24 protein-coding genes and 1 riboswitch are annotated in these 26424 nt (G+C 36.1%); of the genes, 16 read left to right on the top strand and 8 right to left on the bottom strand.

Annotated features, from left to right (window positions below):
- Positions 1–225: 225 nt before the first annotated feature.
- Positions 226–543, top strand: coding sequence for a PadR family transcriptional regulator (locus AC1DCY_RS18430; protein ID WP_477352512.1), 318 nt, complete (start codon positions 226–228; stop codon positions 541–543).
- Positions 543–1088, top strand: coding sequence for a DUF2812 domain-containing protein (locus AC1DCY_RS18425; protein WP_477352510.1), 546 nt, complete (start codon positions 543–545; stop codon positions 1086–1088). Before AC1DCY_RS18430 ends, AC1DCY_RS18425 begins: the two co-directional genes overlap by 1 nt.
- A gap of 166 nt (positions 1089–1254) precedes the next feature.
- Here AC1DCY_RS18425 and AC1DCY_RS18420 read toward each other — a convergent pair whose 3' ends face one another.
- The 6 genes from AC1DCY_RS18420 to AC1DCY_RS18395 all read right to left on the bottom strand — a co-directional run bounded on the left by AC1DCY_RS18420 (position 1255) and on the right by AC1DCY_RS18395 (position 7215).
- Entirely contained in the window at positions 1255–2169 is a 915-nt protein-coding gene (locus AC1DCY_RS18420) for a Nif3-like dinuclear metal center hexameric protein (protein WP_477352508.1), read from the bottom strand.
- A gap of 666 nt (positions 2170–2835) precedes the next feature.
- On the bottom strand, positions 2836–4116 hold the full coding sequence (locus AC1DCY_RS18415) for a Na+/H+ antiporter NhaC family protein (RefSeq protein WP_477352506.1): 1281 nt from the start codon (positions 4114–4116) through the stop codon (positions 2836–2838).
- A gap of 108 nt (positions 4117–4224) precedes the next feature.
- Positions 4225–4331: riboswitch (SAM riboswitch) on the bottom strand.
- A 232-nt stretch (positions 4332–4563) separates the two neighbouring features.
- Positions 4564–4911, bottom strand: a complete 348-nt coding sequence (locus tag AC1DCY_RS18410) for a hypothetical protein (RefSeq protein WP_477352504.1) — start codon at positions 4909–4911, stop codon at positions 4564–4566.
- A gap of 30 nt (positions 4912–4941) precedes the next feature.
- Positions 4942–5271 (bottom strand): fluoride efflux transporter FluC, encoded by a 330-nt coding sequence (locus tag AC1DCY_RS18405; protein ID WP_477352502.1) that lies wholly within the window; start codon positions 5269–5271, stop codon positions 4942–4944.
- Positions 5268–5630: a fluoride efflux transporter CrcB gene (gene crcB, locus AC1DCY_RS18400; protein ID WP_477352500.1), complete on the bottom strand. Its 363-nt coding sequence runs from the start codon at positions 5628–5630 to the stop codon at positions 5268–5270. Before crcB ends, AC1DCY_RS18405 begins: the two co-directional genes overlap by 4 nt.
- Before the next feature lie 1294 nt (positions 5631–6924).
- Positions 6925–7215 carry a VOC family protein gene (locus AC1DCY_RS18395; RefSeq protein ID WP_477352498.1) on the bottom strand — a complete coding sequence of 97 codons (291 nt, stop codon included), beginning with the start codon at positions 7213–7215 and terminating at the stop codon, positions 6925–6927.
- An 828-nt stretch (positions 7216–8043) separates the two neighbouring features.
- On the opposite strand from AC1DCY_RS18395, the gene AC1DCY_RS18390 reads away from it, so the two are divergent.
- Positions 8044–9786 (top strand): ABC transporter ATP-binding protein, encoded by a 1743-nt coding sequence (locus AC1DCY_RS18390; RefSeq protein WP_477352496.1) that lies wholly within the window; start codon positions 8044–8046, stop codon positions 9784–9786.
- Positions 9783–11516 carry an ABC transporter ATP-binding protein gene (locus AC1DCY_RS18385; protein ID WP_477352494.1) on the top strand — a complete coding sequence of 578 codons (1734 nt, stop codon included), beginning with the start codon at positions 9783–9785 and terminating at the stop codon, positions 11514–11516. The genes AC1DCY_RS18390 and AC1DCY_RS18385 overlap by 4 nt, the downstream gene beginning before the upstream one ends.
- Positions 11517–11577: 61 nt before the next feature.
- Here the strand turns inward: AC1DCY_RS18385 and AC1DCY_RS18380 are convergent, their stop codons facing one another.
- Positions 11578–11949, bottom strand: coding sequence for a hypothetical protein (locus AC1DCY_RS18380; RefSeq protein ID WP_477352492.1), 372 nt, complete (start codon positions 11947–11949; stop codon positions 11578–11580).
- Between the two features lie 174 nt (positions 11950–12123).
- Between AC1DCY_RS18380 and dacB the strand changes: the two genes are divergently transcribed.
- From dacB to fdhA, 12 genes are all read left to right on the top strand, one after another.
- Entirely contained in the window at positions 12124–13557 is a 1434-nt protein-coding gene (gene dacB / locus AC1DCY_RS18375) for a D-alanyl-D-alanine carboxypeptidase/D-alanyl-D-alanine endopeptidase (protein WP_477352490.1), read from the top strand.
- A gap of 322 nt (positions 13558–13879) precedes the next feature.
- A complete protein-coding gene (locus AC1DCY_RS18370) occupies positions 13880–14380 on the top strand; it encodes a sigma-70 family RNA polymerase sigma factor (RefSeq protein WP_477352488.1) in 501 nt (166 codons plus the stop codon).
- Positions 14377–15636: a DUF4179 domain-containing protein gene (locus tag AC1DCY_RS18365; protein ID WP_477352487.1), complete on the top strand. Its 1260-nt coding sequence runs from the start codon at positions 14377–14379 to the stop codon at positions 15634–15636. The genes AC1DCY_RS18370 and AC1DCY_RS18365 overlap by 4 nt, the downstream gene beginning before the upstream one ends.
- A 181-nt stretch (positions 15637–15817) precedes the next feature.
- The gene (locus AC1DCY_RS18360) at positions 15818–15955 is read left to right on the top strand and encodes a DUF3953 domain-containing protein (RefSeq protein WP_477352486.1); all 138 of its coding nucleotides are present in this window, start codon (positions 15818–15820) and stop codon (positions 15953–15955) included.
- A 69-nt stretch (positions 15956–16024) separates the two neighbouring features.
- On the top strand, positions 16025–16465 hold the full coding sequence (locus AC1DCY_RS18355) for a hypothetical protein (RefSeq protein ID WP_477352484.1): 441 nt from the start codon (positions 16025–16027) through the stop codon (positions 16463–16465).
- Between the two features lie 120 nt (positions 16466–16585).
- Complete coding sequence (locus tag AC1DCY_RS18350; RefSeq protein WP_477352483.1) at positions 16586–16792, top strand: transcription initiation factor TFIIIB; 207 nt, start codon at positions 16586–16588, stop codon at positions 16790–16792.
- 157 nt (positions 16793–16949) lie between these two features.
- Positions 16950–17414, top strand: coding sequence for a DUF3291 domain-containing protein (locus AC1DCY_RS18345; protein WP_477352482.1), 465 nt, complete (start codon positions 16950–16952; stop codon positions 17412–17414).
- A 551-nt stretch (positions 17415–17965) separates the two neighbouring features.
- Entirely contained in the window at positions 17966–19585 is a 1620-nt protein-coding gene (locus AC1DCY_RS18340) for a spore germination protein (protein WP_477352480.1), read from the top strand.
- A 3-nt stretch (positions 19586–19588) separates the two neighbouring features.
- The gene (locus AC1DCY_RS18335; protein ID WP_477352478.1) at positions 19589–20779 is read left to right on the top strand and encodes a Ger(x)C family spore germination protein; all 1191 of its coding nucleotides are present in this window, start codon (positions 19589–19591) and stop codon (positions 20777–20779) included.
- A gap of 2 nt (positions 20780–20781) precedes the next feature.
- The gene (locus AC1DCY_RS18330) at positions 20782–21018 is read left to right on the top strand and encodes a hypothetical protein (RefSeq protein WP_427424064.1); all 237 of its coding nucleotides are present in this window, start codon (positions 20782–20784) and stop codon (positions 21016–21018) included.
- A gap of 34 nt (positions 21019–21052) precedes the next feature.
- Entirely contained in the window at positions 21053–22171 is a 1119-nt protein-coding gene (locus tag AC1DCY_RS18325; RefSeq protein WP_477352476.1) for a GerAB/ArcD/ProY family transporter, read from the top strand.
- 1126 nt (positions 22172–23297) lie between these two features.
- Positions 23298–24512: a formaldehyde dehydrogenase, glutathione-independent gene (gene fdhA, locus AC1DCY_RS18320; protein WP_477352474.1), complete on the top strand. Its 1215-nt coding sequence runs from the start codon at positions 23298–23300 to the stop codon at positions 24510–24512.
- Positions 24513–25406: 894 nt separating this feature from the next.
- Here the strand turns inward: fdhA and AC1DCY_RS18315 are convergent.
- Positions 25407–25835 (bottom strand): HEAT repeat domain-containing protein, encoded by a 429-nt coding sequence (locus AC1DCY_RS18315; RefSeq protein WP_477352472.1) that lies wholly within the window; start codon positions 25833–25835, stop codon positions 25407–25409.
- Positions 25836–26424 lie beyond the last annotated feature (589 nt).

Below are 26424 nucleotides of genomic sequence, written 5' to 3'. Positions count from 1 at the left end.
TTTGTAAAGAAGTCTTAGAACTGCTAATTTTTCATCTTTTGAGTGGTTACTTCGAGCCATAAAAAAATGCCCCCCTAGATAAACAGATTTTTATTTTTTAATCTGTCTACCTAAAGGGGAGCATATCAGACTTGTGAGGGGATTTTTTTAGAGTTGCTCTATATATCACAAAATGATATATTATTTAATGATATATCGTTTTATGATATATTGGAGGTGTAGACAATGAAATCATTAGAGCAGTTAACAGATTCTGTTTTTTATATTATGGCTGCCTTAACGGAGCCTCGACATGGCTATGCAGTGATGAGTTTAATAGAGGAGACAACAAAGGGTACTTTTGTAGTTGGTCCAGCATCCCTTTATACAATTATTAAAAAACTATTAGCTGAACATCTTATTCAGTTACATGATGATTCGGATTCTCGGAGAAAGGTCTATGTCTTAACGGATAAAGGTCGAGAAATATTGCTCGAAGATATTGAAAGAAGAAAGGTCATGATTCAGTTGGCAGAGCAGGGACTACAAAGGGGGCAAAAATAGTGCGAAATAAGAGATATATGGCATCATATGGTTTAGCCTTTTCTGAGGAGCGCGATATGAAAAAATTAAGCGATAAAGCGGCAAAAGGCTGGCATTTAAAAAAAATTCGATGTGCTGGCTATGGGCTAGAGAAAGGTGAACCAGAAGACGTCATTTTTAGTATTGATTATCGTAAATTACCGAAGGATGAAGAAGAGGAGTATTTTGAGCTATTTGCTTACGGTGGCTGGACACATGTTTGTTCTAGTGCCGATATGCATATATTTAAGGCAGCACCAGAAACTACCCCCATTTATAGTGACGCCGAGTCTTCGATTGATAAATTAGCGCGTCTTGCAAAGCCTGTAAATCTAGTAGCATCCATATCTCTTGCTTTAACGATGGTTTTGTGGGTATTTATGACATTTACCACTGGGACAATTCATCACATTGCAGAGCAAGGATTTACATATTCCTTTATTTTTACTGTTCCAGCAGTGATGACTTCTGGTGGAGTTTACTATCATATGTGGAAAAACCTACGATTAAAATCAAAGCTTATATAAAGAACGAACAGCTGAAGCTTTAACGGGTTTACTTCTGGGGTGCAAAATTAATAATCACAATGAAATTCACAGGCTAAAACACATAATTTTCTTTATGTAAATCACAGTTAAATTCGCAAAAAAAGAGCTTGGGCTACCAAGCTCTTTTAAATATCGTTTAATACCTTTATAACCACCATTTCTCTTGTGGGATTAAAACTGTCTCAATGTTAAAGTTCTTCTCGAACCACCCCTTCATCAAAGTTTTGTGAACAAGATATTCTGATGCCGAATGGGAAACACCAATTAAAGACATCGAAGTATTTGAAACATATTTCATCATTTGTTTATATTTTTGTTTCCCATAATCATTATCAATATGGCAATGAATTTCACCAGTAATATAGGCTTGGACACCGTTTTCTTCTGCTTCTTTCATCCAATCAACTACATCACCACAACCAGCAACAATCGCAACCTTTTGAATGTTATCTAATTCCTGACCCTCAAAATCAACATAAGGGATGTCAAAAGTATTCTCTAAGACGGAAATCAAGTTAGCGGTATTTGTTATTTCGATATTGCAATATAAGACATATTCATTTTTTGTATTTAATGTATCATCAACAAGAACTTGTGCATTTAGTTCTTTTGCCATTGCAATATTCGTCCCCAATTGTTTATGACAATCCAAAGGAATGTGGCAAGTATAAACTGATAGATTTTTTTCTTTGATTTTGTTGATGTATTTTTCTTTAATTGGTATAAAGCCTTGTCCCCATTTCCCCTTTGGGTCTCCGCACTCCATCAACAAGGGATGGTGCATAAATAATAAATCTCCACTATTGCTTTCTTCTAAAAACCGTTCCAATACTTTATCGGTAGGGAAAACGGCAAGAAAAACTTTCTCGACAGTTGAATTCCCTTTTAACATCAGACCATTAAATAATTCCACAAAGTTTTTTTCGAAAGCGGTTTGCCAATCAAAGTTTAATGGGTCATAAACCCTTGGAATGAACCGACTAAAAGAATCATCCTTTCCAAATGAATTTATATCGAGTTCAGCATCTAATTTAGACACTATTTCCTTTAGCTCAACCATAAAATTATTCCCCCAAATAAATTGATTTTTATTATTTTCTTAGAAAATAACTCTAACTAAATATTGGGAATATTTTAACATAAAATTTCATTTTTCCTTATAAAAAAATCATTCCTGTTTTTTCGGAGTGATATTACATGAAATACAATATATCATTCAGGGTAAATTGTTTATCCGTGATGTTAAGCTGTTGAGCGGGAGTTAATTCGTCTTTTCCTTTTGTATTCATCCCTAAGCAAAACGCAGGATGGTGACAGTCATCTGAGCATACTTCGGATAATGTGTTCCTTATATGCCTCTGGAAGCTCTTTCTCACGGTCCGATTTACATAGGAAATGTGGACATGTATTTTAAGGATAAGGAGTAATAATTCTCAAACAAACAATATCGAATCAAACGAACCAGAATTTATCTTTATTAACAGTTGTGGAACACATTCGGTCCGCAATCAGTTCATGGAGTAGGAGAGGGCGACTAGCCCCTTAATCTCTCACACCACTGTACGTTGTTCCGTATACGGCGGTACAAATCAGATAATTAACGCAGTTGTTCATAGCTTGATTGCAGACTTGCCTCAAATAGAAAAATCCAATCGTTTTGATTAATCTTTTTTCAAAACAATTGGATTATTTTAATGTAAAATCAATTTTTTTAAAGTGATAAAGTTCAGGCTGCCTTTTTTGCCGGGTATCCGATGAGGATAGCGATGATTCCGCAAATTCCTATAAGGACTGGATAGAAAGAGTATTGCAGCATGCTCACAGGTGATATTCCGGCTACACTTGCGGCTGCCAGGAATTGGGCTCCGTATGGTAGAAGGCCTTGGATCGTACAGGAGAAAATATCTAATATACTTGCGGACTTTTTCGGCTCAATCCCATACTGTTCAGCAATATTTTTTGCAAGCGGACCAGCAATTAAAATAGCAATCGTATTATTAGCCGTAGATAAATTTGTTAAGCCCACTAGGCCGGCAATGCCAAATTCAGCACCTTTTTTCGATTTAATCCTTTTTGTTGCAAGGTGAAGAAGAAAGTCAATCCCTCCGTTAAACTTAATAACCTCCACCATTCCAGCTATTAGTATCGCAAGAAATGCCATTTCATACATGCCTGACATTCCTTCGCCGATCTTTTGAAAAAGGCTCATTAAATTATAGCTGCCATCCGCTAAGCCAACAGCCCCGGCGAGAACAATCCCAGATACCAGAACAAGGAAAACATTCATTCCAGCTAACGCTAAAATAATAACCAAAACATAGGGAACAATTTTTATCCAACTATAGCTTAAATGTTCCACTTGTGCCGTCTCACCCATTGTGATAATCCCTAAAATAATGCTCGTTACAATAGCTGCCGGCAACACAATCCAAAAATTCACCTTAAATTTATCTTTCATTTGTGCACCTTGTGAACGAACGGCAGTAATTGTTGTATCTGAAATAAAGGATAAATTATCGCCAAACATCGAACCGCCAACAATCGCTGCCATTACTAAAGCCATGGAAAGTTCGATATGCTCGCTTATCCCAACTCCAATTGGCGCCAGTGCAACAATCGTTCCTACCGATGTACCCATCGATAGGGAGATAAAGCAGGCAATGATGAACAAGCCTACGACAAGCAGGTTTGGTGGTACGACCGATAAAGCAAAGTTTACAGTGGAGTCCACTGCCCCCATGCCTTTTGCTACCGCTGAAAAGGCACCAGCCAAGAGAAAARTAATAACCATCAGCATAACATTTAAATTTCCTGCGCCTTTGCAAAAAATATCAACCTTTTGCGTAAACGATTCTTTTCGATTCATCGCCAAAGCCACAGCGCCTGAAATGGTAATGGCTACAATGACAGGGAAGGCGTAAAAATCACCTGTAATAACCCCTGAGCCAATAAATAAAATCAAAAAAACAACAAATGGGATCAACGCCCATGGATTCTCTTTCTTCATGTCTACCTCCAAAAAATAAAATTGGACACGTCTTTTGTCCATTCTTTTTTACGAAAAAAGGCCTCTTCTTGTAACAACAAGAAGAGGCCTTATATCTATAAAACACTCCTCTTATCTATCAAGCCTTTGCCTGCTGGATTTGGCACAGTAACTTAATCATAAGTTCCGCTGCCGAGATATCATCGGGCCAGTCCCTCCATCTCTCTTGATAAGAAGCAAATATATTATTTTTTTTCACAATAATAAATATTATAATAAAAAATCAATATTTGCAACATATTTTTAATTAAAGCTATATTCTGAAATATTTAAGAAGGAATTTGAACAAGTAACAGGGGATAGTGAACTGCGATTTTTTGTACTGCTGTGGAAATTTGGTGTAACAATTGAAGGGGACTTAAAAGAAGTAAATATAAAAGAAGGCGCCCTTGAGAGATCGAGAGGCGCCTAAAACATTTGGGGTAAAAATTCATTCATAAAGCGTTGATTTTTCCGTAGCCATATTTTTAAAATCATACGATGTGTTAGGAGGCGTTGTCTTTTATGTGGTCTAGCCTTTGCCTCTATTAAACTTTTTAGTAGAATACATGTTTCTGTAGCAAATGCTTGAGGGTCAACGAGGACATCAAGTTTATAATCAATTAACTGAGCTGCTTGAACCTTTGCAAGCAATTGTGCAAAGCGTGTATTCATTTCCGGAAAGTTTTCTTCTAGTTCTAGGTCGATTAAAGTGTATAGTGTTTGTTCAATTTCAGCTTCGAGCGCTTCTAATTGTTCAATGGATGGCTGTGTCAAAAAATCACCTCTAGTTTCTCATAAATGCTGCTACCCAAGGAAAAAGCCAAGTGTCGCGAAAAGTAAACCGAATAAAACTGTAGTGCCTATATAAATAATTGCTTGTCTCCATTTTTTCTGCTCAAAGAGCTGCAAACATTCAAAACCAAATGTTGAAAAAGTCGTATAGGCTCCTAAAAAACCAAGCCCTATAAAATGCCAAATCCAATCAGTTGGATGTAATGCAAATAGAAAGCCAAGCGCAAAAGAACCCGTTATATTAATAAAAAATGTTGCCCATGGGTATGTATGGACAATCAATTTTCCTAGATAAAATCTTGTTAGTGCACCCAAAAAGCCACCGATGCCAATAATTATCATACGATGCGCCCCTTTGCTACCTTAAATCCTAGCCATGCAGAAGCTAAACCGCCAAAAACACTCCCTAAAATATAAAGAACCGCTTGTAGCCATTTACTATCCTGCAAAAGTAATAGCGTCTCTAAAGAGAATGTCGAAAAGGTTGTAAAGGCACCAAAAAAGCCAGTACCAATTCCTAAAATTATAGGCGTACGCTTTGTAAACGTTGTAAATAGCCATGCTAAACAAAAGCAACCAATTATGTTTATGCAAAGTGTCGCAAATGGAAAACCACCGTTATTTGAAAGTGCCAGACCAAGGCTATATCGACAGATGGCACCCAAAAATCCGCCAATTCCAACAGCTAAAAATGATTTCAATGTAAAGACTCCTAACTAAAATGTCTATATTGAAAAGTGTATCATGAGATACCCACTTTAGATATATTTCTATAGTTCTATGGATTCAAATATATCAAAGAGTGCTCAAATTTAAAATGACATGATTTTTTTATTATATCTTATACCGTTTTACCAGCTTTGGTTCAAATGTTTTCGTTCTATAGTTTATTTTGATTTCTTGAATATTATTTTATTATATCGGCTGCTAAGATTCTTATATTTCCTGCCAAAATACTTCGTAGTTGATGTCCCTATATCATCTCTTAATATGTATATAACTAACAAGGAGGCATTAATCTCAGTAGTTCTGATCGAGAAACTCTTTAGTATTCAAATACTATTACACCGCCGACTGAAAATCCGATAACGGTTACTCCATTGACGGAAAACCCGCTAACGGATTAACCGTCACTACTAATTAATAATTAATTACTAAATAATAAATTACTAAATAATAATAATAATTATAATAGACCTGATGCCTTGAAAAGCACACTGTAAAATTCAAAACAGTAAACGATGTTTCAGTTTGGCGTTCGTGTCTCTTATATTCAACTTGCACTGATGGATGTTGGAGTGAGCAAAGGTGGACGTCATTTTCACAAAACTCGCAGGAGTTAGCTATTCTTTGATTTTATTGGGAAGATGGGCGATAAATTAAAAATGTTGGGTGATAAATTAAAGTTGGTAGATAAATTAAAAAAGTTGGGTGATAAATAAAACAAGTTGGTAGATAAATTTAAAAAGGTGGTAGATAAATTTAAAAAGTTGAGCGATAAATTAAAGTTAGGCGATAAATTTAAAAATTAGGGCGATAAACCTTGAAATTGTTCCGATAAATCAATAAATTGTTCCGATAAACCATAGGATTGTTCCGATAAATCCAAAAAATGTTCCGATAAATTGATTTGGACCCTATCAAACTAGCTTTGTTCGATAGGGTCTTCCAGCAATGATTCAATAACATGTTTTAATTGAAAAATAGAAGCATGTTGACTTTCGCTCTTCTTGTAAATAAAGACAGTTTCTATTATTTTGTTTAACTGCGTTGGAGTAGTAATAAAGATCAATTAGTTAACACAGCAATCGTATTGTCTATTTGTAGGAATCAAGGATACTACTTACCGATTTTATTTCCTTCAATGTAAATGGAACTTGATTCTTTTTAATCACTCTGCAATCGCACTTGAATACATACAGCCTCTATTAAACACAAGTAGTGTAACAAGCGAACGTGTTTCTGCTGTTGCAAACATGTCATAATTTATTATTACTATAATTGACTTTTAACATTGTCAATGACAGTATCAAAATCTTTATTGGCATCCACGCTTTCTGTTACTGTGAAAACATAACCATCAGGATCCTCTAAAATTAATTCTTTGGCATTCCATGGTTGAACTGTCGGTTGTTGAATTATTTTCGTTTTATTTTTCAATGCTGCTTGATAAATACTATAAATATCACTAGAGAATAAATTAATAATGAATGAGTCAGAAGTGTTAACTTCTTCAGCCTTTAATAACATCAAATCTTGGTACTTTGCTCCTCTCAAATGTGTCATTGAAGTTGTTCCGTTAGCATCTGGAAAATCAAATACTGAATTGAAATTTTAACTTCTTTCAGCGGGTGTCCAAACACCCACTGGAAGAAGTTAAAGCCTCCGGCGGATGTCACGGAATCGGAAAGGAGTTCTTTGTGCAAGCACAAAGCCGATTCCGGACGCAATTATGCCGAGGCATAATTGATTACGTTTGCATACCATTTCTTAGACTCTTCAATATTTCTTACTTTTAACTTTACGAATAAGGGCATTTGATAATATTCATTCATGTTTACTTCCTCCTTTAAGTTCATACAAGCTAACCATAAAGGTTTACGCAGCGTGAAAGTCAATACAAAAAGTTATAGTATTTAAGGTACCCCGTTTAATTTATTTTTAGATTGTAATTTTAGCAATTCGCTGCTTTAAAGCGTTAATTATTTCCTGAAAAAAGTAAAAAATAACAGTTAGTTGGTTGACAAATATTTCTAAAGTGTGATAATCTTCAAGAACACTATAACAATCTTAAGTAGAGGAGGACATGACGATGTTAATTTTATCAGTATCAGTACCATATCAAAGCACAACTGCATACATTGTCCATGTCTTCTAACTTTTTTATTTTGCGTTACAAATAAAGGGCATGGGTAACTCCTGGCCTTTTATGAAGAGACACATGCTCTTTTTTGGGGGTATGTGTCTTTTTTGTTGCAAAAAAGGGTTGTAGTGACCATAAAAAAGGAGTGCATGTGTATGCGAAACAAAGTACAAAAAATGATTTTCATCAAGGTATTTCTGGATAGTGGGTAGCACAGCTTTAACAGCACTAGAGAAAGAAGGTTATAATGTATGTTTGATGTTTTAAGCAAATTAAGCTGGTTTTTTAAAAAATACTGGAAGCAATATACAATAGCCGTTTTGCTATTAATGATAGCAAGTGGCTTAGAAGTTGTTCCACCGTATTTACTAGGGTCAATTATTGATATATTGACTGCTGGAGAAATGACATCAGCTCTTTTAACGAAGTATATTTTGATTTTTGTGTGTATCATGATTGGGGGTTATGTCCTTAATTTTGTGTGGCAATTCAGATTGTTTGAAGGGGCTATTAACCTAGAGAAAATTTTACGTCGAAATCTTATGCAGCATTTTTTGCGTATGACACCAACGTTTTATGAGAAAAACCGTACCGGAGATTTAATGGCACGTGCGACGAATGATTTAAACGCAGTGTCGTTGACGGCTGGCTTCGGGATTATGACACTGATTGACTCCACAATCTACATGGGCTTTATTATTTTTGCCATGGGTTTTATGATTTCGTGGAAGCTTACTTTTTTTGCAATGCTGCCAGTGCCGATCATGGCCATCCTTATTCAATATTTAGGGAAAATTGTGCATGAACGCTATATGAAGGCGCAGGATGTTTTTGGAGAGCTGAATGATAGTGTTCTAGAGTCGGTTGCAGGTGTGCGAGTTGTACGGGCATACGTACAAGAAAAAAAGGACGAATCAAATTTTGCGGAAATGAGCGAGATTGTGTATGAAAAAAATATGCATACCGCAAAAATTAACGCCTTATTCGGACCGATTACAAAGGTCGGTACTGGGATTAGTTATGTTGTAGCGCTTGGCTATGGTGCCCATCTAGTAGCGACTGAGGCTATGACAGTTGGGCAGCTTGTAACGTTCAATGTTTACTTGGGGCTAGCAGTTTGGCCAATATTTGCAATTGGGGAACTTATAAATGTCATGCAGCAAGGAAACGCTTCTCTTGATCGTGTACAGGAAACGCTAAACTATGAGGCAGATGTTCGGAATATTGTGAATCCACAAACGATTATGACGCCAAATGCGATTGGCTTTGATGATTTAACATTCCAATATCCGATGAGTCAGGTGAAAAATCTCCAGGAAATTTCGTTGTCGTTGAAAAAGGGGCAAACACTTGGGATTGTTGGTAAAACAGGAGCGGGTAAAACGACCTTCCTACGACAATTATTACGTGAGTATCCAATTGGCGAGGGTCAGCTATCGATTGATGGAGTCGATATTACTGCACAAACGAAGGAGCAGTTACTCGACTGGATTGGTTATGTTCCACAGGATCATGTTCTATTCTCACGTACTATTCGTGAAAATATTTTATTTGGGAAAGAAGATGCTACACAGTCTGAATTGCAGCAGGCGGTTCGTGCAGCATACTTTGAAAAGGATTTAAAAAATTTACCAATGGGCTTAGAGACACTTGTTGGTGAAAAGGGTGTATCTCTTTCAGGTGGTCAAAAGCAACGTGTTTCAATTGCGCGTGCTCTTATTAAAGACCCTGAAATTTTAATGCTTGATGACTCGCTTTCTGCTGTAGACGCCAAAACAGAGGCAAGAATTATTGAGAATATTCAGCGAGAACGACAAGATAAAACGACGATTATTACAACTCATCGTTTATCAGGAATTCAGCACGCCGATTTAATTATCGTGCTAGATGAAGGCCAAATTGTAGAGCAGGGAACACATGAGCAGCTTCTTTCACAACAAGGATGGTATAAAGAGCAATTTGACCGTCAGCAGCTAGAAGGAGGTGCCTCATGAGTACGAGTCAACGTTTAACACGCTATGCAATGTATTTCAAAAAGCCGATACTACTTGGACTATTTTTCTTAACAATCGCCGTCTTTACGGAGCTTGTTGGGCCGTTTATTGCGAAGCATATCATTGATAATTACATGACAATTGGCCGGATTGAATTAAAACCAATTACTTGGCTATTACTTGTCTATTTACTTTTAGCAATAGCTACAGCTGTTTTGCGCTATTTTATGTATATCTATTTACAAATGGGTGCCAATCGTGTCGTACAAAAATTACGTAAAGATGTATTTGAGCATATTCAAACATTGCCAATTCAATACTTCGATAATTTACCAGCAGGGAAAATTGTAGCCCGTGTCACGAATGATACCGAGGCTGTTCGTAATTTATATGTTCAAGTACTGTCAAACTTCGCCACGAGTTTAATTTCTATTGCGGGTGTTTATATCGCACTCTTCATTTTAAATTGGAAAATGGCACTCCTAGCATTGGGTATGGTACCAGTTGTTTATTTATGGATGATCTTATACCGTAAAGTGGCTTCGAAATATAATGATGTTATTAGAACGAAAATAGCCGATATTAACGCAATGATTAATGAGTCGATTCAAGGGATGACGATTATTCAAGCATTCCGTCGTGAGCAGCAAATGACGAAGGAATTTGATGACATGAATAATGAGCATTATGCATATGAACGCAAGCTGCTTTTCCTTGATTCTGCAACTTCCTTCAACCTTGTTAATACATTAAGACTTCTTATGTTTACGATCTTTATTTTCTACTTTGGTACACAGTCATTTACGGCAACGGAAGTTATTTCTGCGGGGACATTATATGCCTTTGTTGATTATTTAACGCGATTATTTAATCCGATAACGAATATTGTCAATCAATTCTCTCAGCTTGAGCGCTCACTTGTTGCAGGAAAGCGTGTCTTTGAGGTGTTAGATATTAACGGGGAGCCAGTATCTGAAAAAAGCTTGCCTAGATATAAAGGAAATGTAGCGTTCGAAGATGTTTCCTTTGCTTATAAAAATGATGAGTACGTATTGAAGAACCTATCATTTGAAGCACACCAAGGTGAAACCATTGCCTTAGTTGGTCATACAGGATCTGGGAAAAGTTCTATTATGAATTTATTGTTCCGTTTCTATGACCCATCTAAAGGAAAAATTACGATTGATGGAATTGATATCACTTCTGTTCCTCGTCAAACTATGCGTGAACATATGGGTATTGTTCTACAGGATCCATACTTATTTACAGGTACTATTGCTTCGAACGTCAGCCTGAATAATCCTAAAATTTCACGTAAAAAAATAGAAACTTCATTAAAGGCAGTTGGTGGGGAAAGGGTTTTGGCGAACTTGCCAAATGGCTATGATGAGCCTGTTATTGAGAAGGGGAGCACACTGTCATCTGGACAGCGTCAGTTAATTTCCTTTGCGCGTGCGCTTGCCTTTGACCCGGCTATTTTAATTTTAGATGAGGCTACTTCTAATATAGATACGGAAACAGAGGAGATTATTCAACATGCGATGGATGTACTGAAAAAAGGACGTACAACATTCATTATCGCTCACCGACTTTCTACTATAAAAAATGCAGATCGTATTCTTGTCTTAGATCGAGGTAAGATTGTTGAGCGTGGTACACATGATGAGCTCTTAGCACAGGGCGGCATTTACGAAAAAATGTATCAAATGCAGGCGAATTCATTGCAATAATAATTTGAATGGTTACAGTATAAATGAAGCCCCACTTTTCGAAAAAAGTGGGGCTTTCTATTTAAGATTTTACATTTTTAAAGACATTGACAAAAAAGAACAGCACTGAAATTGCCACTGCGATACCGCCACCAGATACAAAGAGCTCAAATAACCAGTTCGGTACATCTATATGAACCATCATCATACCGACCAAGAGGAACGGCAATCCGAGATTGTAGAACCAAAATTGTGCTTTGGCCAGTCCTGTCTCGGCTGCATCTTTATATATGGAATAAATTAAACCGATTAAACCAGTTGTCAACCAACCTACTACACCGATGTGTGCGTGTGTCGCCGTCCATTCGAGTTGAATTGTATAATGCATAAACAGTCCAAAGGCCAAAACAATCACTAAATATAAAACTGAAATCTTTATCCATTTAGCACCCATTTATAAACAACTCCTTTCCCGAAATGATTTAGCTAGCTATTACAGTTTATTCTTGTCGAATAAAAAAGATGACACATTATTCTTTGTAAAATAAAAAAGAGTTTTATTGTAAAATGTCAATTTTTTCCGTAGAATAAAAGCGTGAAAAGTAGAAATTTTCCAATCGGAGGGTCTATGAAAAAGAAAATTATTCTTTTAATGATGATTATAATGCTCTGTTACTTGCCCATCACTTTTGTCAAGAAGGCACGTTCTAGTGTGCAAACGATGACAGCAAAAGTGAATAGTGTCATTGCGGAAAATTGGAAGACCAACGAGTATAGCATTACCGTACGAGATTTAGAAACAGGGAATGTGCTTTACGATAATAATGGTGAAAAAATGATACGCCCTGCTTCTACGCATAAGCTTTTAGTTAGTGCTGCTGCATTGGATTTATTAGGACCTGATTATCGCTTTGCTACGAAGACATATATCGATGGACCAATTGAAAATGGTGTACTTAACGGTAATATTTATTTACAGGGTGGAGGAGATCCAACACTTTTACCTAATCATTTAGAATCGTTTGCTAATGGATTGAAAGAAATGGGTATCTTGAAAATAACGGGTTCCTTAATCGGAGATGATACTTGGTTTGATGCAGATCGTTTACCGAAGGGGATTGTACCCCAAGAAGAGGCTGAATCTTATGCTTCCCGTATTTCGGCATTAACGATTTCGCCAAATGATCAATATGATATTGCAACTGTGCAAGTGGAAGTGACAGGCTTAAAGGTTGGCACTACGGCTAATGTTCAGCTTGTTCCGTTTGCAAGTACTATTCCAGTTGTCAATAAAACAAAAATTGTTAAAAAGGGCGAGGAAAGCACTGTAAATATTACAAGAGAATATGGTGCAGATCGAATCATTGTAACTGGTAACTTACCAGCAGGTTCACAGGAAAATATATTTGTAACTGTTTTTAATCCAACTCAGTATACACTCGATGTATTTCGTGAAAAATTAGTAGCCAAAGGTATCCAATCAATGCCTCTAGAAACTGGGAAGGTACCTAAAAATGCACAGCGAGTAGGTATTTCGTATTCAAAGCCATTAACTGATATTAACTTTAAATATTTAAAGTTAAGCATTAATGGCATGGGAGACATGTTGACAAAACAACTAGGGCGAGAGCTACTTGGGGAAGGAAGTTGGACCGCTGGCATCCAAGCGATTCAAACTTACGGTAATGATAGTGGGCTTAATATGGATCAGTGGTATTTTGAAGATGGTTCAGGATTAAGTCATCAAAATCGAGTAAGTAGTATACAAGAAAGTCTATTATTATATAAAGTTCAAAGTAAATCCTGGTATAACTCATATTTAGATGCATTACCACATGCAGGAAAAAAGGGTAGCCTCGTTGGTGCAACTTTAGAAAATCGTATGAAGGGCTATAGTGTATCTGCTAAAACAGGCTATATTTCTGGAACCTATTCTTTGAGTGGTTATGTAAAAGGAAAAAGTGGTAAGTGGTATATCTTTAGCATTTTGACACAGGCCAATAATACTTCGGCTATCCCAACTATTGATGAAATTGTTAAACAGATTGCAAATGAAATGTAAGCTTAATACTTGTATGAGCATGTACAAAGACGATAAAAGTAAAAATCTCGCTAGTTCGATTTTGTGATGATGAAATTGCACTGTATTTGCTGATTCAAGATAAATTATTTTAAATAAGTACATGCCCTGGTCAACATCTATTCAATCGACCTGTGGAAAATAAGTAGCTGTATATCTGATCATAACATCAAAGATATACAGCTATTCGTCGTGTGTATTCAGAAGTACTTATATTTTTTATGTCGGGATTCCTAAATAATTTTTAAATTTTTTGAACGAAATGAAGCATCGCTGAGTCTAATTAGGGAAGGAGGCGAAAAGGATGGAATTTGAAATCGTACAGCGTGCTATTCGAGGGGATCATCAAGCGATACTTTCACTTATTGAAATGGATGAAGATATTTTATATCGTATGGCTTTTACATATCTGAAAAATGAGCAAGACGCTTTAGACGTGATGCAGGAGCTAGTTTACAAGGCGCTGAAAAAAATGCATACCGTTAAACAGTACGAATATGCCAGAACATGGCTCGTGCGCGYCTTAATCAATTGTTGTAAAGACCATTTACGAAAACGCCAACCAACCGTTTCAATTGAGGAACATCACCTAGTTGAATGGGTCATCTACTCTGATATGGAGCGGTTATTGGAACATTTATCCTTGTCGGAGCAGCAACTCGTCTATATGAAATATTTTCAGCAACTAAAAAACAAAGAAATTGCCGAGCTAAATCAAATTCCGGAGGGTACTGTAAAGTCTAAGCTTCATCACATACTAAAGAAGCTTAGAAACTTCGCCGGAGAAAAGGAGGACTGGCTATGAGTAAACTACCGATTGACGTTCCAAAGGAGAAACTTCAACAAGTTCGGATGGATATGTTTCGTAAAGTTCAACGAGAAAAAAGAACAAAGAAGCGCATTTTTTCCGTAGCAATAGTCTTTTTGCTGTGCCTAAGCTTTTTATTTTCTATTCGCGTTTCTCCTACGATTGCTAGCTATGTTGCAAAAATTCCTGGCTTTCAATCAATTGTATTAGCGGTTGTAAGAGATAAAGGGATAAAAGATATTGTGGACAATGGATACTATGAAGAAATCAATACGACGCAGTCTAAAAATGGTCTATCGCTTACATTGCAAGGCGTAATTGCAGATAATACGGGATTAGTACTTTACTATGACGCCGATGCCTCATTTGATATGTCGGAATTACACTTGGAGGAAGTTCATTTGTTCCAAGGGGACGAAGAAATTAAAGGCGGTGGTTCATTTACAAGCCATCAATCACATCAAACGCGCATCTCTTCTTCAGTTGACTATGGTTTTTCAAAGCCTTTCGCTTATGCTTCAAAGGATTTTAAAGTGGTTTTTCGTTTTTATGAAAAAGATAAGGGGAACATTGAAATTACGATACCGTTTTCACTACAAAACGAAATCGCAAAGGAAAAAATTATTACTGCGAATCGTATTGTAGACGTCGGTGGTCAGAAATTTACGATTACACAAATTCGCCGTTCTCCACTAAGAACAGCAATCGATATTGAATTAGATGAAGCGAATACGATGCAAATTTTAGCGCTTGATGATATTGCGGTCGAGACGGAAAATGGGGAGCGAAGAGAAGGCATTAAATATGGCTTGTCATTACGCGGTGATATTCGCACCGGCAAATTCACGATATATTTGCAAAGTAATTATTTCCATGATTCAGATTCACTCAAAATATTAATTGGAGCTGTTCATGCCGTTCCAAAGGGCGAGGATTTTATCGAAGTTGATTTTGGTAAAAAAGAAGTACTCACGAAGCCCGATTATTTGGATTGGGATATTTCTGTAACACAGCAAAGTGTATCAGTTGCTGCAAAGAAATGGGATTATAGAAGGGCACATTCGTTTTTTAATAGTGCTGTAAAAGCAGATGGCACGACGTTAGAATCTCCAAGTAGCTCGTTCTCAGATGATGCGGAGTACCTTTATGAGACGGAGAACTTTGAAAATTATGATGGCAAAGCAAAATTATATTTAAACTATTTCTACAATCCTATTGGAAAAGATATTGAACTGAATATTCCATTGAAATAAAGTACAGATGTTCAAAAAGGCTATCCAGTCAGTAGTCAAAGTAATTCAGTTAATACATCAGTATCCTGTATACAATGAGCAACATTATAATAAGCTGTTTTAAGCTGAACTAATTTTTGTATTAGTTCAGCTTTTACTATTGATTAAAGATATAATTTGGAATGCTTAAAAATAACAAGTAATGCCGTATATGTTATTTTTCTTAGGTCTATTGGGGTTAGTGATAGGTATTTCTGAAGCAAATCCAAAAATAAGTGCAATCATATCTTTCCTTGGATCTGCGTTTGCTCTTTTTGTTTGCTTCTATAGTTTTAACTAACAAGGGCGTTGATCCACGAAAGATCAGTTTAGTGGAATATGGGTCTTTTGAAACAATGGGGGGAAGTGTATGAAAAAGGTATTAATTGCTTTGTTAGCTGTAGTTGTATTAGTAGGTGGGATTTATTTTGTATTTAACCTTAAACCACCTAAACCAACTATAACTATTGAAAATAATACTGTAGAAGTGGCACAAGGTTCTTATTGTTGGGGTGGGCTTATTAACGTTCAATGTGTTGATAAGATTTCCTCGCCAGATATTATTAAACATCAAAAACTTAAACCTGTTGTTGTATCACCTGGAGCTGAATTAAAAATAGAATTTAATCGTAAACCACTAGAAAATACGTTGAGCGCATCTATATGGTTTAATAAAAACGAAATGGAGAATGTCCGATTAAATGACAATGTTCTATTAGTGCCAAAAGAAAAAGGGGTTTATATTTATAGTGTTTCTGCACATTGGGAAAAAGGAAGTTCGAGTTATGACTTTGTAATTGAAGTTAAGTAAGTCTTTTTTCACTATCGGGGCAATTTAGTTGAACAAGATGAAAGCAAATTATTGTTCATTCATAATTACATAAAGAACATCGTAATAATATTTATATAAAACCAAAGTGGAGGTTTACAAATGAAACATACTACGAAAGTAACAGAATGCCCTAAATGTGGTGGAAAAGAATTGGGGAAAGGTCATCAACATAGTAGTTATTCAGTTATGATTCCATATAATAAGTTAAGCTTTGGGTATGATGTTGAATATATTATTTGTACAGAATGTGGGTTAATAATTGAAAGTTATGTAGAAAAACCAGAGAAATTTAAGGGGACACTTTAGATGTTCTTCAAGTAACGGGGTGCTTTACTTCAAGATGGGATTCCACAGAGATCCCATCTTTTTCTTCTTCAACTAACGTTGCAGGATAGTAGAAGAAGGAATTTCGCACTTTTATTAGAAATATATCTATAAACAGACTATAGATGGAGGGCTGATTATGGCATTAGTTTCAATCTTTACTGTTGGTAGGCTAAACCACCCCTATGACCACCCTAGCTCTCGTGAATTTTATCAAGTGGGAAATGAAGTATATCGTCAGGCAACTAAATCAGGACTTATAGAGGCATTTTCACCTGTAGGAGTCCCTTTCCCTGAAGAAACCGTAAAGGGAAATGGTTCACCTATTCTTACTCTTACAGTATGGAGAAATCTTCAATCCTTATATCGCTTTACCTATTCGGGACAGCATATACAAGCATTACGAGATAGAAGCAAATGGATGGAGCAATATCCAGAGAAACACCTTTCTTATGTAGTTTGGTGGACAGAAAAGGTGAAGGATGTCTCATGGGAGGAAGCATTTAAGAGATACAACTATTATATTCAGCATGGTCCAACTCCTTTTGCATTTGATTTTAAGCATACATTTGATGAAAAAGGGGAGAGGTTCTTGATTAAGTAGCAGGGGTTCACTCTGAAGGGAATTGTGAAGTATTACACTTAAACTAACGGGGGCTTCGTATTATATAGTTCAGCCAGAACTTTCTGGTTGAACTTTTTTTATTTAGATTTAATCTATCAGTAGCCAGGGTAGAACGTACGGGGGCTATCACCACTTTTTTGAAGCTTTACCCATTCTTCATAAATAACTTAAAGTTGTATGTTATCGTCTTTAAATAAATATATGGGTAGGGGCCAATTAAGTTTGATTGTCATGAATTAAATTTCAAAGTTTTTCATGGTCAAAACTATATTGTCACATTACTTTTTTTGTCCCTTAAATAGAAGTTTTGTCGAAAACATCTTGCTATTTTAATAAAAGTAGTATCATTTATTTTCTAGAACAAATTAGATGTGTTTTATGACTTTTCTGTTAAAAGGAGTTTTAATCTATATAACATCAACATGCTTAATAGAAAAGTTCACGGATCAATCAAATATATTCCTAACTAGCAAAGTAATAAACAAAATTATATGTAAGTACAAAAAAATAAACAGTAAGTGAGGTAGTCTATGGGCTTTTTCAAAAAGAAAAGTAATTCTAAATTACATTCCAATTCTATTTCAACTAGCCAAATGTTGAAGACAAGTTCAACAAATGAATTAAAAACAAATCTTCAAGAAAATTTACAAAGAATAAAGGATTCCCTTGGGAAAAGCTCGGATATTATCATTCGAGAAATTCGATTTGGAAAAGAAGAAACTATTAAAGCAGGTATTATCTATACAGATGGATTAACCGATACTACCTCATTACAAAATTTTATTTTAGAAACGCTCATGCTAGATATCGAAGGGACCGAAATACAGAAAAAGCTATCTCCTGATCAAAATCTGATTAGCGTATTAATAGATTCTGCTATGACAGTAGGAGAAATTAAAGAACTAACTAATTTTGAAGCGCTTTTTTCTGGTCTTTTATCGGGGGATACGATTATTTTAATCGATGGATATGCCCAAGGCTTAATCATTTCCAATAAGCATTGGGTTGAACGTGGAGTAACGGAAGCATCAGCCCAGGTGGTAGTAAGAGGACCACGTGAAGGATTCTCTGAAAATTTGCGTGTAAATACCGCCTTAGTTCGTAGAAGACTGAAAGATCCGAATCTCTGGATGGAATCAAAAGTTATTGGAAAACGCACGAAAACGAATGTTGCCATGATGTATATCAAAGGAATTGCGAATGACAAAATAGTGAAAGAAGTCCGTTTACGTTTGGATAAAATAGATATTGATGGAATTCTTGAAAGTGGAAATATCGAGGAATTGATTCAGGATACACCTTATACACCTTTTCCAACCATATATAATACAGAACGTCCGGATGTAGTAGCTGCAGCATTATTGGAAGGTCGCATAGCCATTTTGGTAGATGGAACACCATTTGTCCTTATTGTTCCAGCATTATTCGTGCAATTTTTTCAATCTTCAGAAGACTACTATCTAAGTTCGGGTATTGCAAGTCTTATTAGAATCCTTCGTTTTTTTGCATTTGGGATTTCAATGCTTGCACCTGCAATATTTATTGCGGTCACAACTTTTAATCATGTAATGCTACCTACTGGATTCCTTATAAGTCTGGCAGCCCAACGAGAAGGTGCTCCATTTCCGGCATTTGTTGAAGCAATCATAATGGAAGTCACCTTTGAAATCTTGCGTGAAGCAGGTTTAAGAATGCCACGAAGCATCGGTTCAGCCATTTCTATTGTAGGGGCATTTGTAATTGGAACAGCAGCGGTTGAAGCAGGCATAATCTCTGCTGCGATGGTAATCGTGGTTTCAATAACTGCCATTTCTAGTTTCGTTTCTCCAGCTTACAACTTAGCTATCTCTGGCAGGATACTACGCTTTGGGTTTATGGCAATAGCTGCTTCTTTTGGTTTATTAGGAATAACGATTGGTTTAATCGCTCTACTTCTGCATTTATGTAGTTTGCGTTCTTTTGGTGTGCCTTATATGTCTTCACTAGGTCCATTTAATCTTTCCAATCAAAAGGATACGTTTATTCGCTTGCCTATATGGAAAATGTTTACTCGACCTCCTCTAATCAATCAACAAAATACCGTTAGGCAACAAAATTCAGCCTCTGCAAAGCCAGAACCACCAAAAAATAAGGAGTCTGAAGGGGGTTAAACGATGAAAAAGTGCATTTTTGTTTTCCTGATTCTGATCCCCCTTCTTACGGGGTGTTGGGACAAGAGGGAATTAAATGAGATTGGCATTGTGTTGGCAATGGGAATCGATAAAGTAGAAGATGAATACAGAGTAACTGCTCAAGTGGTTGTACCTTCGGAAGTATCCACGAAAACAAGTACTGGGCGTACACCAGTCATCCTGTATCAGGAGAACGGAGAAACGGTATTTGAAGCCTTACAAAAAATAACAAAAGAGTCGCCCCGGGAAGTATATACTGGACATCTTCGAATGCTTGTGCTGGGTGAGGATTTAGCTGAAGAAGGCATAGCCAAATCCTTAGAGTTATTGTCAAGATATTGGGAACTTCGATCTGATTTCTATGTTGCTATTGCTAAGGATAAGACCGCAGAGGAATTGCTGAATGTCAGAACAACGATTGAAAATATACCCGCCAATGAAATGTTTAACACGCTTAAAACGCCAGAAGCTACCTCGACTTCAACAAACGGCTTTACATTAGATGAGTTGATAGCCAGTCTTACAAGTGCTGGAAAGGAATCTGTATTAACAGGGATTCTAGTAAAAGGAGAACTAGAAAAGGGATCAAATAAACAGAATGTGGAATCGATTACTCCTTCTGTGCAAATTAAATATGATGATTTAGCAGTGTTTAAAAAAGATAAACTGGTGGGCTGGTTAACTGAACGAGAAAGCAGAGGGTATAATGCTATACTCAACAAAGTGCATAATTCTGTAACTGCTATATCTTGTCCTAAAGGGGGGGAAGCCACTTTAGAGATTATTCAATCGGATTCTAAAATGAAAGGCAATATAAACAAAGGTAAGCCTGAAGTGGATGTCAATATTAAAGTAAAAGGAAACGTTGAGGAAGTAGAGTGTCAAATTAATCTTAATGACCAAAAAACAATTGTTGAGCTAGAGAAAAATACTGAAAAACAGTTAGAAAAGACCATTATGCTGACCATTGAAACGGCACAAAAACAATATAAGTCAGATATATTTGGATTTGGTGAAGCCATTCATCGATCTAATCCGAAAGAATGGAAAAAGATCAAAGAGCAGTGGGATGAGGAGTTCTCTGAGATGACAGCGAATGTTAAAGTTGACGTAAAACTTGTACACACGGGTACAGAAGGTAATTCCTTCTTAAAAAAGATAGAGGTTAAATAATTATGATAAAAACTATGGGAATATTACTGATTGCAGCAGTTATTCTGTGGATTGAAGTTCCACCTCTCTTGGAAAAAAAATATAAAAAAGAGTTGCTTGTATTTTTAATTCTTCTTGCAATTGGGGTAGGTCTAAGTATTACACTTTTTGGATTTGAAAAATCTATTCCAAATCCATTTGATTTACTCACTTTTATTTTTAAACCACTTAATGACTTAATTTCTCTTTTGTTGAAATAAAAGCACAGTGTGTAGAGGGGAAGGTCTGATATGAATGATGCAAGACGTTAAAATAAATTCTTACCAATTTCTAGTTTTAGTTATTTTATTTACGATTGGTACGAGCATCTTAACTGTACCATCAGCATTAGCAACCGACGCAAAGCAAGACGCCTGGATTTCCACTATAATTGGTACAGGAATCGGTTTATTAGTCGTATGGCTATTCATCACTATAGCAAATTGGTTCCCTCACCTCACTTATGTCCAAATCATTGAAAAACTATTTGGAAGATGGATAGGTAAAGCCATTTCTGCTTTTTTTGTATTTATAACTCTACTTTATGCTTCAGAACTTTTGTATTATTTTGGGATATTTCTAAACATCCATATGCTGCCGAATACCCCAATGGTAGTCCTTAATATTCTTATGGCGGGGATTGTGGTGATGGGAGTCCGTCTTGGATTGGAAACTTTCGCTCGTACTGCAGAAATCCTAATTGTCGTGTTCTTCGTCTTTTTTCTCATTTTAGTAGTGTGTATTTCACCTGAAATAAAGTTTGAAAACATACAGCCTGTATATGAGATGGGGACAAAAAAGATCGTTCAATCATCCATGTTTTATGTTATAGTATCTTCAGTAAATGCCGTTGTTTTCTTAATGATTTTTCCTTCTTTTGTTAATAAAATGAAACAAGGTAAAAAAACTTTTTTAATTGGAAACTTAATAGGCGGCATCGTCATCATCGTTATTACATTTTTGTGTGTTACAGTATTAGGTTCTGAGAAAACTGCAGGAGAGATTTATCCAAGCTATGAATTGACCAAAAAGATAAATATCGGGAATTTTATACAGCGTATTGAGGGATTAATGGCATCGCTTTGGATTATCACTCTCTATTTTAAGACGACCATATATTTTTACGTTTCCGTTTTAGGGATGGCACAAATTCTGAATTTGAAAGATTACCGCCCTTTAACATTACCGTTAGGCATGATTGCCGTTATCCTTTCTCTCGTGATTTATCCTAATATCATCTACCAAAAATATTTTGACGATACAACGGGTAATTCTTTAACATTATCAATCGGACTTTTTTTACCTCTTTTGTTGGTAGTCGTATATGCAATACGAAAAATAACGAAAAAGAACGAAGTAGAAATAAACCAATAGATGATTATTTTGAAAAATCTATAGATAAGCCTTTAATTTGGCTAAAAATATAGATAGAAACTCTATAATATATAGAGAATATAGATTTGAGAAATATATAGTATTCACTTGGAATGGAAACACAGAAAGGGCGAATACCAGGTTCTTATTGTACTAATGGGTGCTTTCGTATTATATAGTTCAGCCAGAACTTTCTGGTTGAACTTTTTTTATTTAGATTTAATCTATCAGTAGCCAGGGTAGAACGTACGGGGGGGGGGGACATTGATCCCGTCAACTAAACTGTTCACCCCCTACTTGTAGAAATATGTTTGAGGCTGGTTGGGACTTAGATCTCGTATAACAAGCGAAGCTATAATACTACTTGGAGGTAATAGTTGCTTGTATTAATAAACTTCTTCAATGGATATATGCTTTATTAAAGAGGAAAGAAGTTTTCCTTGATTTATCTTAATTTATTATATTGACCATTAGATGAAAAGCCTTCCACAATACACTTGGAGGTTTATTTGGTATGCCCAAAAACAGTATAACATAAAGAAAAGTGCCATTTTACAAATAGATATTGACAACCTATTAGCTGGTTTAATTGAATAGCTAGAAAGATGTATCCATCTCATACGAGGTGGTTTTTTATTTACAAGGTGTCAGGACTTAAGAGTTGTGGACTGGATTCTTCTTCAACTAACGGTGCATGTTAGTTTAATAAGGTGTTTGTTTTATCATTAAACAATAAAGATAGATGATCAAAGAAAAGAAGTAATACAATTTAATAGTAGTTTCGATGAACCGTACCACAAGTAAGTGAGATTCTATTCATTTAGTGGAGCGTTGATTAAATAGAAAAAATAGACCTAATAGTATGAACTAAAAGAAGAGAGTCAGTTCTTTATGGACTAACTCTCTTTTTTTAGTTCATATGCAGTTTGCAAGGAAAAAAAATCTCTACTTAATTGAAATGGGTGAATTCAATTGTAAAGTAGAGAAATAGACGTGAGAGATAGAGCCATTTCGTTAAACAAGAAATGAATAATTTGAACGAATATTATTTTTCATAGGAATGATTAGGACAAAGTGGCTATATATATAGATTGTATGAATTTATGATATAGGGGAGGGATTGCAAGTGGTTGGAAATAGAGCTGTGGCCTATATGGGCTCCGGAAAAGTAGAAGTGCAAGATATTGGTTTTCCAGATTTGGTTTTACGAGATGGACCAGGGGTAAATCCACTTAATGTAGGACGCAAATGTGATCATGGTGTTATTTTAAAGGTAGTAACAACTAATATTTGTGGAAGCGATCAGCATATGGTGAGGGGGAGAACTACAGCTCCGACAGGATTAGTCCTAGGCCACGAAATTACAGGAGAAGTGATTGAAGTAGGCCGAGATGTTGAATTTATTAAAAAAGGTGATTTAGTTTCTGTTCCATTTAATATAGCTTGCGGTCGGTGCCGTAGCTGTAAGGAGCGGAATACTCATATTTGTGAGAATGTAAATCCAGATCGTCCTGGTTCAGCATATGGTTATGTCGATATGGGAGGATGGGTTGGAGGTCAATCTGAGTATGTAATGGTGCCATATGCCGACTTCCAATTATTAAAATTTCCTGATAAAGACCAAGCAATGGAGAAAATTAGAGATTTAACAATGCTTTCAGATATATTTCCAACTGGATATCATGGTGCCGTAAGTGCAGGTGTGAAACCGGGATCAACTGTGTATATCGCAGGTGCAGGTCCGGTTGGTCTCGCTGCTGCTCATTCAGCTCAGTTACTAGGAGCCGCTGTAGTAATTGTAGGAGATTTAAATGAAGAAAGGTTAGCTCAAGCTAGAAGCTTTGGTTGCGAAACAGTTAATTTACGAAATCATTCAAACCTAGGAGAGCAAATCGACCAAATACTTGGAGCACCTGAAGTAGATTGTGCTGTAGATTGTGTAGGATTTGAAGCATCTGCACATGGAGCTAATACAGTTGAAGCACCTGCTACTGTTTTAAATTCTATTATGCAAATAACACGTGCTGGAGGACGTTTAGGTATACCGGGTCTTTACGTAACCGGGGACCCTGGTGGAATTGATGAGGATGCAAAAATTGGTACATTAAAAATTCGTCTTGGCTTAGGATGGGCTAAAGCACATACTTTTGTAACTGGTCAAACACCTGTTATGAAATATCATCGCGATTTAATGGCGGCAATTTTGAGTGGAAGAGCTCAAATTGCGAAAGCTGTTAATGCTACAGTAATATCAATAGACGAAGCTCCAAAGGCATATCAAGATTTTGATAAAGGGGCTGCCAGAAAATTCGTCATCGACCCACACGGTCTAGTAAAGTAAGAGATTTCTACAGGGGTTAAATTGAAATAAGCATAGAGGACAAACCTTTGGCTACTTTTCAATAAGAACTAGATAGAATGCTGATATTCTAAGGAGACTTTGAGCTTCATTTCTCAAAGTCTCCTTTTTTTCGTTGCTTATTTATCACAAGTATATTTGTATTCAGGTTGTGTCTGAATGAGGAAACCACTTCGAACTTGTCCTGTCCAGTTTTGTAAGGATTCGTACCATTGTACGCTATCAAAAAAGTCATCTACTGTTGTAGTATTTGAAAACCAGATAAGTGGAGTGAAAGAAACAAGCTGTCCAGCATCTCCCCAAACACCGCCAGCCGGAATAGTACTTTGTTTAACCAGCAGTAAAGGAAGCCCATATTAGAAAGCCAAAGAAGGTTCAATTTGTAGGAATGGTAAATATGATTCACCTTGAGGAGTAAGAGTTAATAGGTTTTAGTAGAGCGGCTGCACAGCCATAGCTTAACTTATGGCTTGTAGTTAATAATCGTGTAGAAATCGAAGATGAAGATTGGTCGAAAAATATTGAAGTTAAACAAGTACTTGATGGATTAAATTCAATAAATTCTTTACTTACTATTTAACTTATACTTTTTTAATATTATAATACTCTGTGTATTTGATTGTTTATCATTATCTTGGAGCTTGTGTTGATTTTAAAAGAAGAGACGAAACTAGCTTTTCAATGGATTCTAATAAAATCAACCATTGTGTTTAACAGAGCCTATAGTTTTTACATCCCAGCGAGTTAATCAGCGAATTGGTTTCAAAAGAACCTCATATAGATACATTACGGGGAACCGCAGCGTAAGATAAGAAAAAGCCATTCCCTCCACAAGCGGAGAGAATGACTTTCCTTCATAAATCGCAAAACTACTGATTATAGTTTTGCCCAACGTTCCTCTAACCAGTTCATAAATTCTACACCTTTGTCGCCTTCATACGCATCAAAGACATCTAAACGCATACGTTTTAGTTTATCCGCAAAGTCTGCCACTGTATGGTCCTTCGGCAAGCTCTTTTTCACCCGCAGGAAAATTTTGTCTGTGCCTTTGATAATATCAAAACGTGCAGGTAATGGCTTCTCTACGTCCTCACCAAACGCCGCGAGTGCTTCATAGGCTGCTAATTGCACCTTGTGGACAGTATCATGCTGCATACGATTTTTTAATAAATCTATGATTTTGTCATGTTGATAAGCCGATAACATTTCGACTGCGTCTAAACGCTCTCGCCAGCTAGACGTATAATTGGCCTGTTTTTTTAATGTTTCATACTGCTCAGGTAATGCTGTTTCAAATTGTTTCAAGTAATTGCACCTCTTTTTTTAACTAGAGGAAAAATGAATTCTTCTTCTGCTTTTCTTATTATACGTTGTCTGGGCGAAAATAGCTATGAATCGCTGGTAAGGATATATATAGAAAATGGAAACTAACTACATTAAGGTGAATCGTATCATAAGTATGTACTATTCTTTATTAGATTTGCTTATCTTATTAAACTCCCATAAAAGAACTTAAACATCTTTCATATTCTGTGGTGTAGCACTGGTTTTGCGCTACATAGATGGCTAACGGGGGCTATTGCTCAAATTGAACAATCGCCCCCGTTAGTTAAAGTATGATTCTTCACAAATTCTTTGGTATTCGCAGTAAGTAGTTCATAACCCTACTTATTAATTTCCTCATATTGTGCAGTGAAATTCTGATTACATAAACCAACATAACATCTAAAACACAGTATTTGCGAAGCCATTAAATAATTCAAATCTATTAAAATAACCAGATTTACTTTTCTTTTTTATTTCGCAACACTACACTAATAATTATGTAGATGAAACTTAATAAAAGAAGAAATAAGCCACCTAGAATGATTATTCCTATAAATTTCAAAACTAT

This window comes from Lysinibacillus sp. 10T31 (assembly GCF_056394365.1).
This window is presented reverse-complemented; position numbering and strand designations above follow the sequence as displayed.

Excerpts from the sequence above, each read along its gene's own strand:
- AC1DCY_RS18430 (WP_477352512.1), top strand. The coding sequence starts at position 226 with ATGAAATCATTAGAGCAGTTAACAGATTCTGTTTTTTATATTATGGCT.
- AC1DCY_RS18420 (WP_477352508.1), bottom strand. The coding sequence starts at position 2,169 with ATGGTTGAGCTAAAGGAAATAGTGTCTAAATTAGATGCTGAACTCGAT.
- AC1DCY_RS18405 (WP_477352502.1), bottom strand. The coding sequence starts at position 5,271 with ATGATAATTATTGGCATCGGTGGCTTTTTGGGTGCACTAACAAGATTT.
- AC1DCY_RS18395 (WP_477352498.1), bottom strand. The coding sequence starts at position 7,215 with ATGACACATTTGAGAGGAGCAAAGTACCAAGATTTGATGTTATTAAAG.
- AC1DCY_RS18390 (WP_477352496.1), top strand. The coding sequence starts at position 8,044 with ATGTTTGATGTTTTAAGCAAATTAAGCTGGTTTTTTAAAAAATACTGG.
- AC1DCY_RS18385 (WP_477352494.1), top strand. The coding sequence starts at position 9,783 with ATGAGTACGAGTCAACGTTTAACACGCTATGCAATGTATTTCAAAAAG.
- AC1DCY_RS18380 (WP_477352492.1), bottom strand. The coding sequence starts at position 11,949 with ATGGGTGCTAAATGGATAAAGATTTCAGTTTTATATTTAGTGATTGTT.
- dacB (WP_477352490.1), top strand. The coding sequence starts at position 12,124 with ATGAAAAAGAAAATTATTCTTTTAATGATGATTATAATGCTCTGTTAC.
- AC1DCY_RS18365 (WP_477352487.1), top strand. The coding sequence starts at position 14,377 with ATGAGTAAACTACCGATTGACGTTCCAAAGGAGAAACTTCAACAAGTT.
- AC1DCY_RS18360 (WP_477352486.1), top strand. The coding sequence starts at position 15,818 with ATGCCGTATATGTTATTTTTCTTAGGTCTATTGGGGTTAGTGATAGGT.
- AC1DCY_RS18355 (WP_477352484.1), top strand. The coding sequence starts at position 16,025 with ATGAAAAAGGTATTAATTGCTTTGTTAGCTGTAGTTGTATTAGTAGGT.
- AC1DCY_RS18350 (WP_477352483.1), top strand. The coding sequence starts at position 16,586 with ATGAAACATACTACGAAAGTAACAGAATGCCCTAAATGTGGTGGAAAA.
- AC1DCY_RS18345 (WP_477352482.1), top strand. The coding sequence starts at position 16,950 with ATGGCATTAGTTTCAATCTTTACTGTTGGTAGGCTAAACCACCCCTAT.
- AC1DCY_RS18340 (WP_477352480.1), top strand. The coding sequence starts at position 17,966 with ATGGGCTTTTTCAAAAAGAAAAGTAATTCTAAATTACATTCCAATTCT.
- AC1DCY_RS18335 (WP_477352478.1), top strand. The coding sequence starts at position 19,589 with ATGAAAAAGTGCATTTTTGTTTTCCTGATTCTGATCCCCCTTCTTACG.
- AC1DCY_RS18330 (WP_427424064.1), top strand. The coding sequence starts at position 20,782 with ATGATAAAAACTATGGGAATATTACTGATTGCAGCAGTTATTCTGTGG.
- AC1DCY_RS18325 (WP_477352476.1), top strand. The coding sequence starts at position 21,053 with ATGATGCAAGACGTTAAAATAAATTCTTACCAATTTCTAGTTTTAGTT.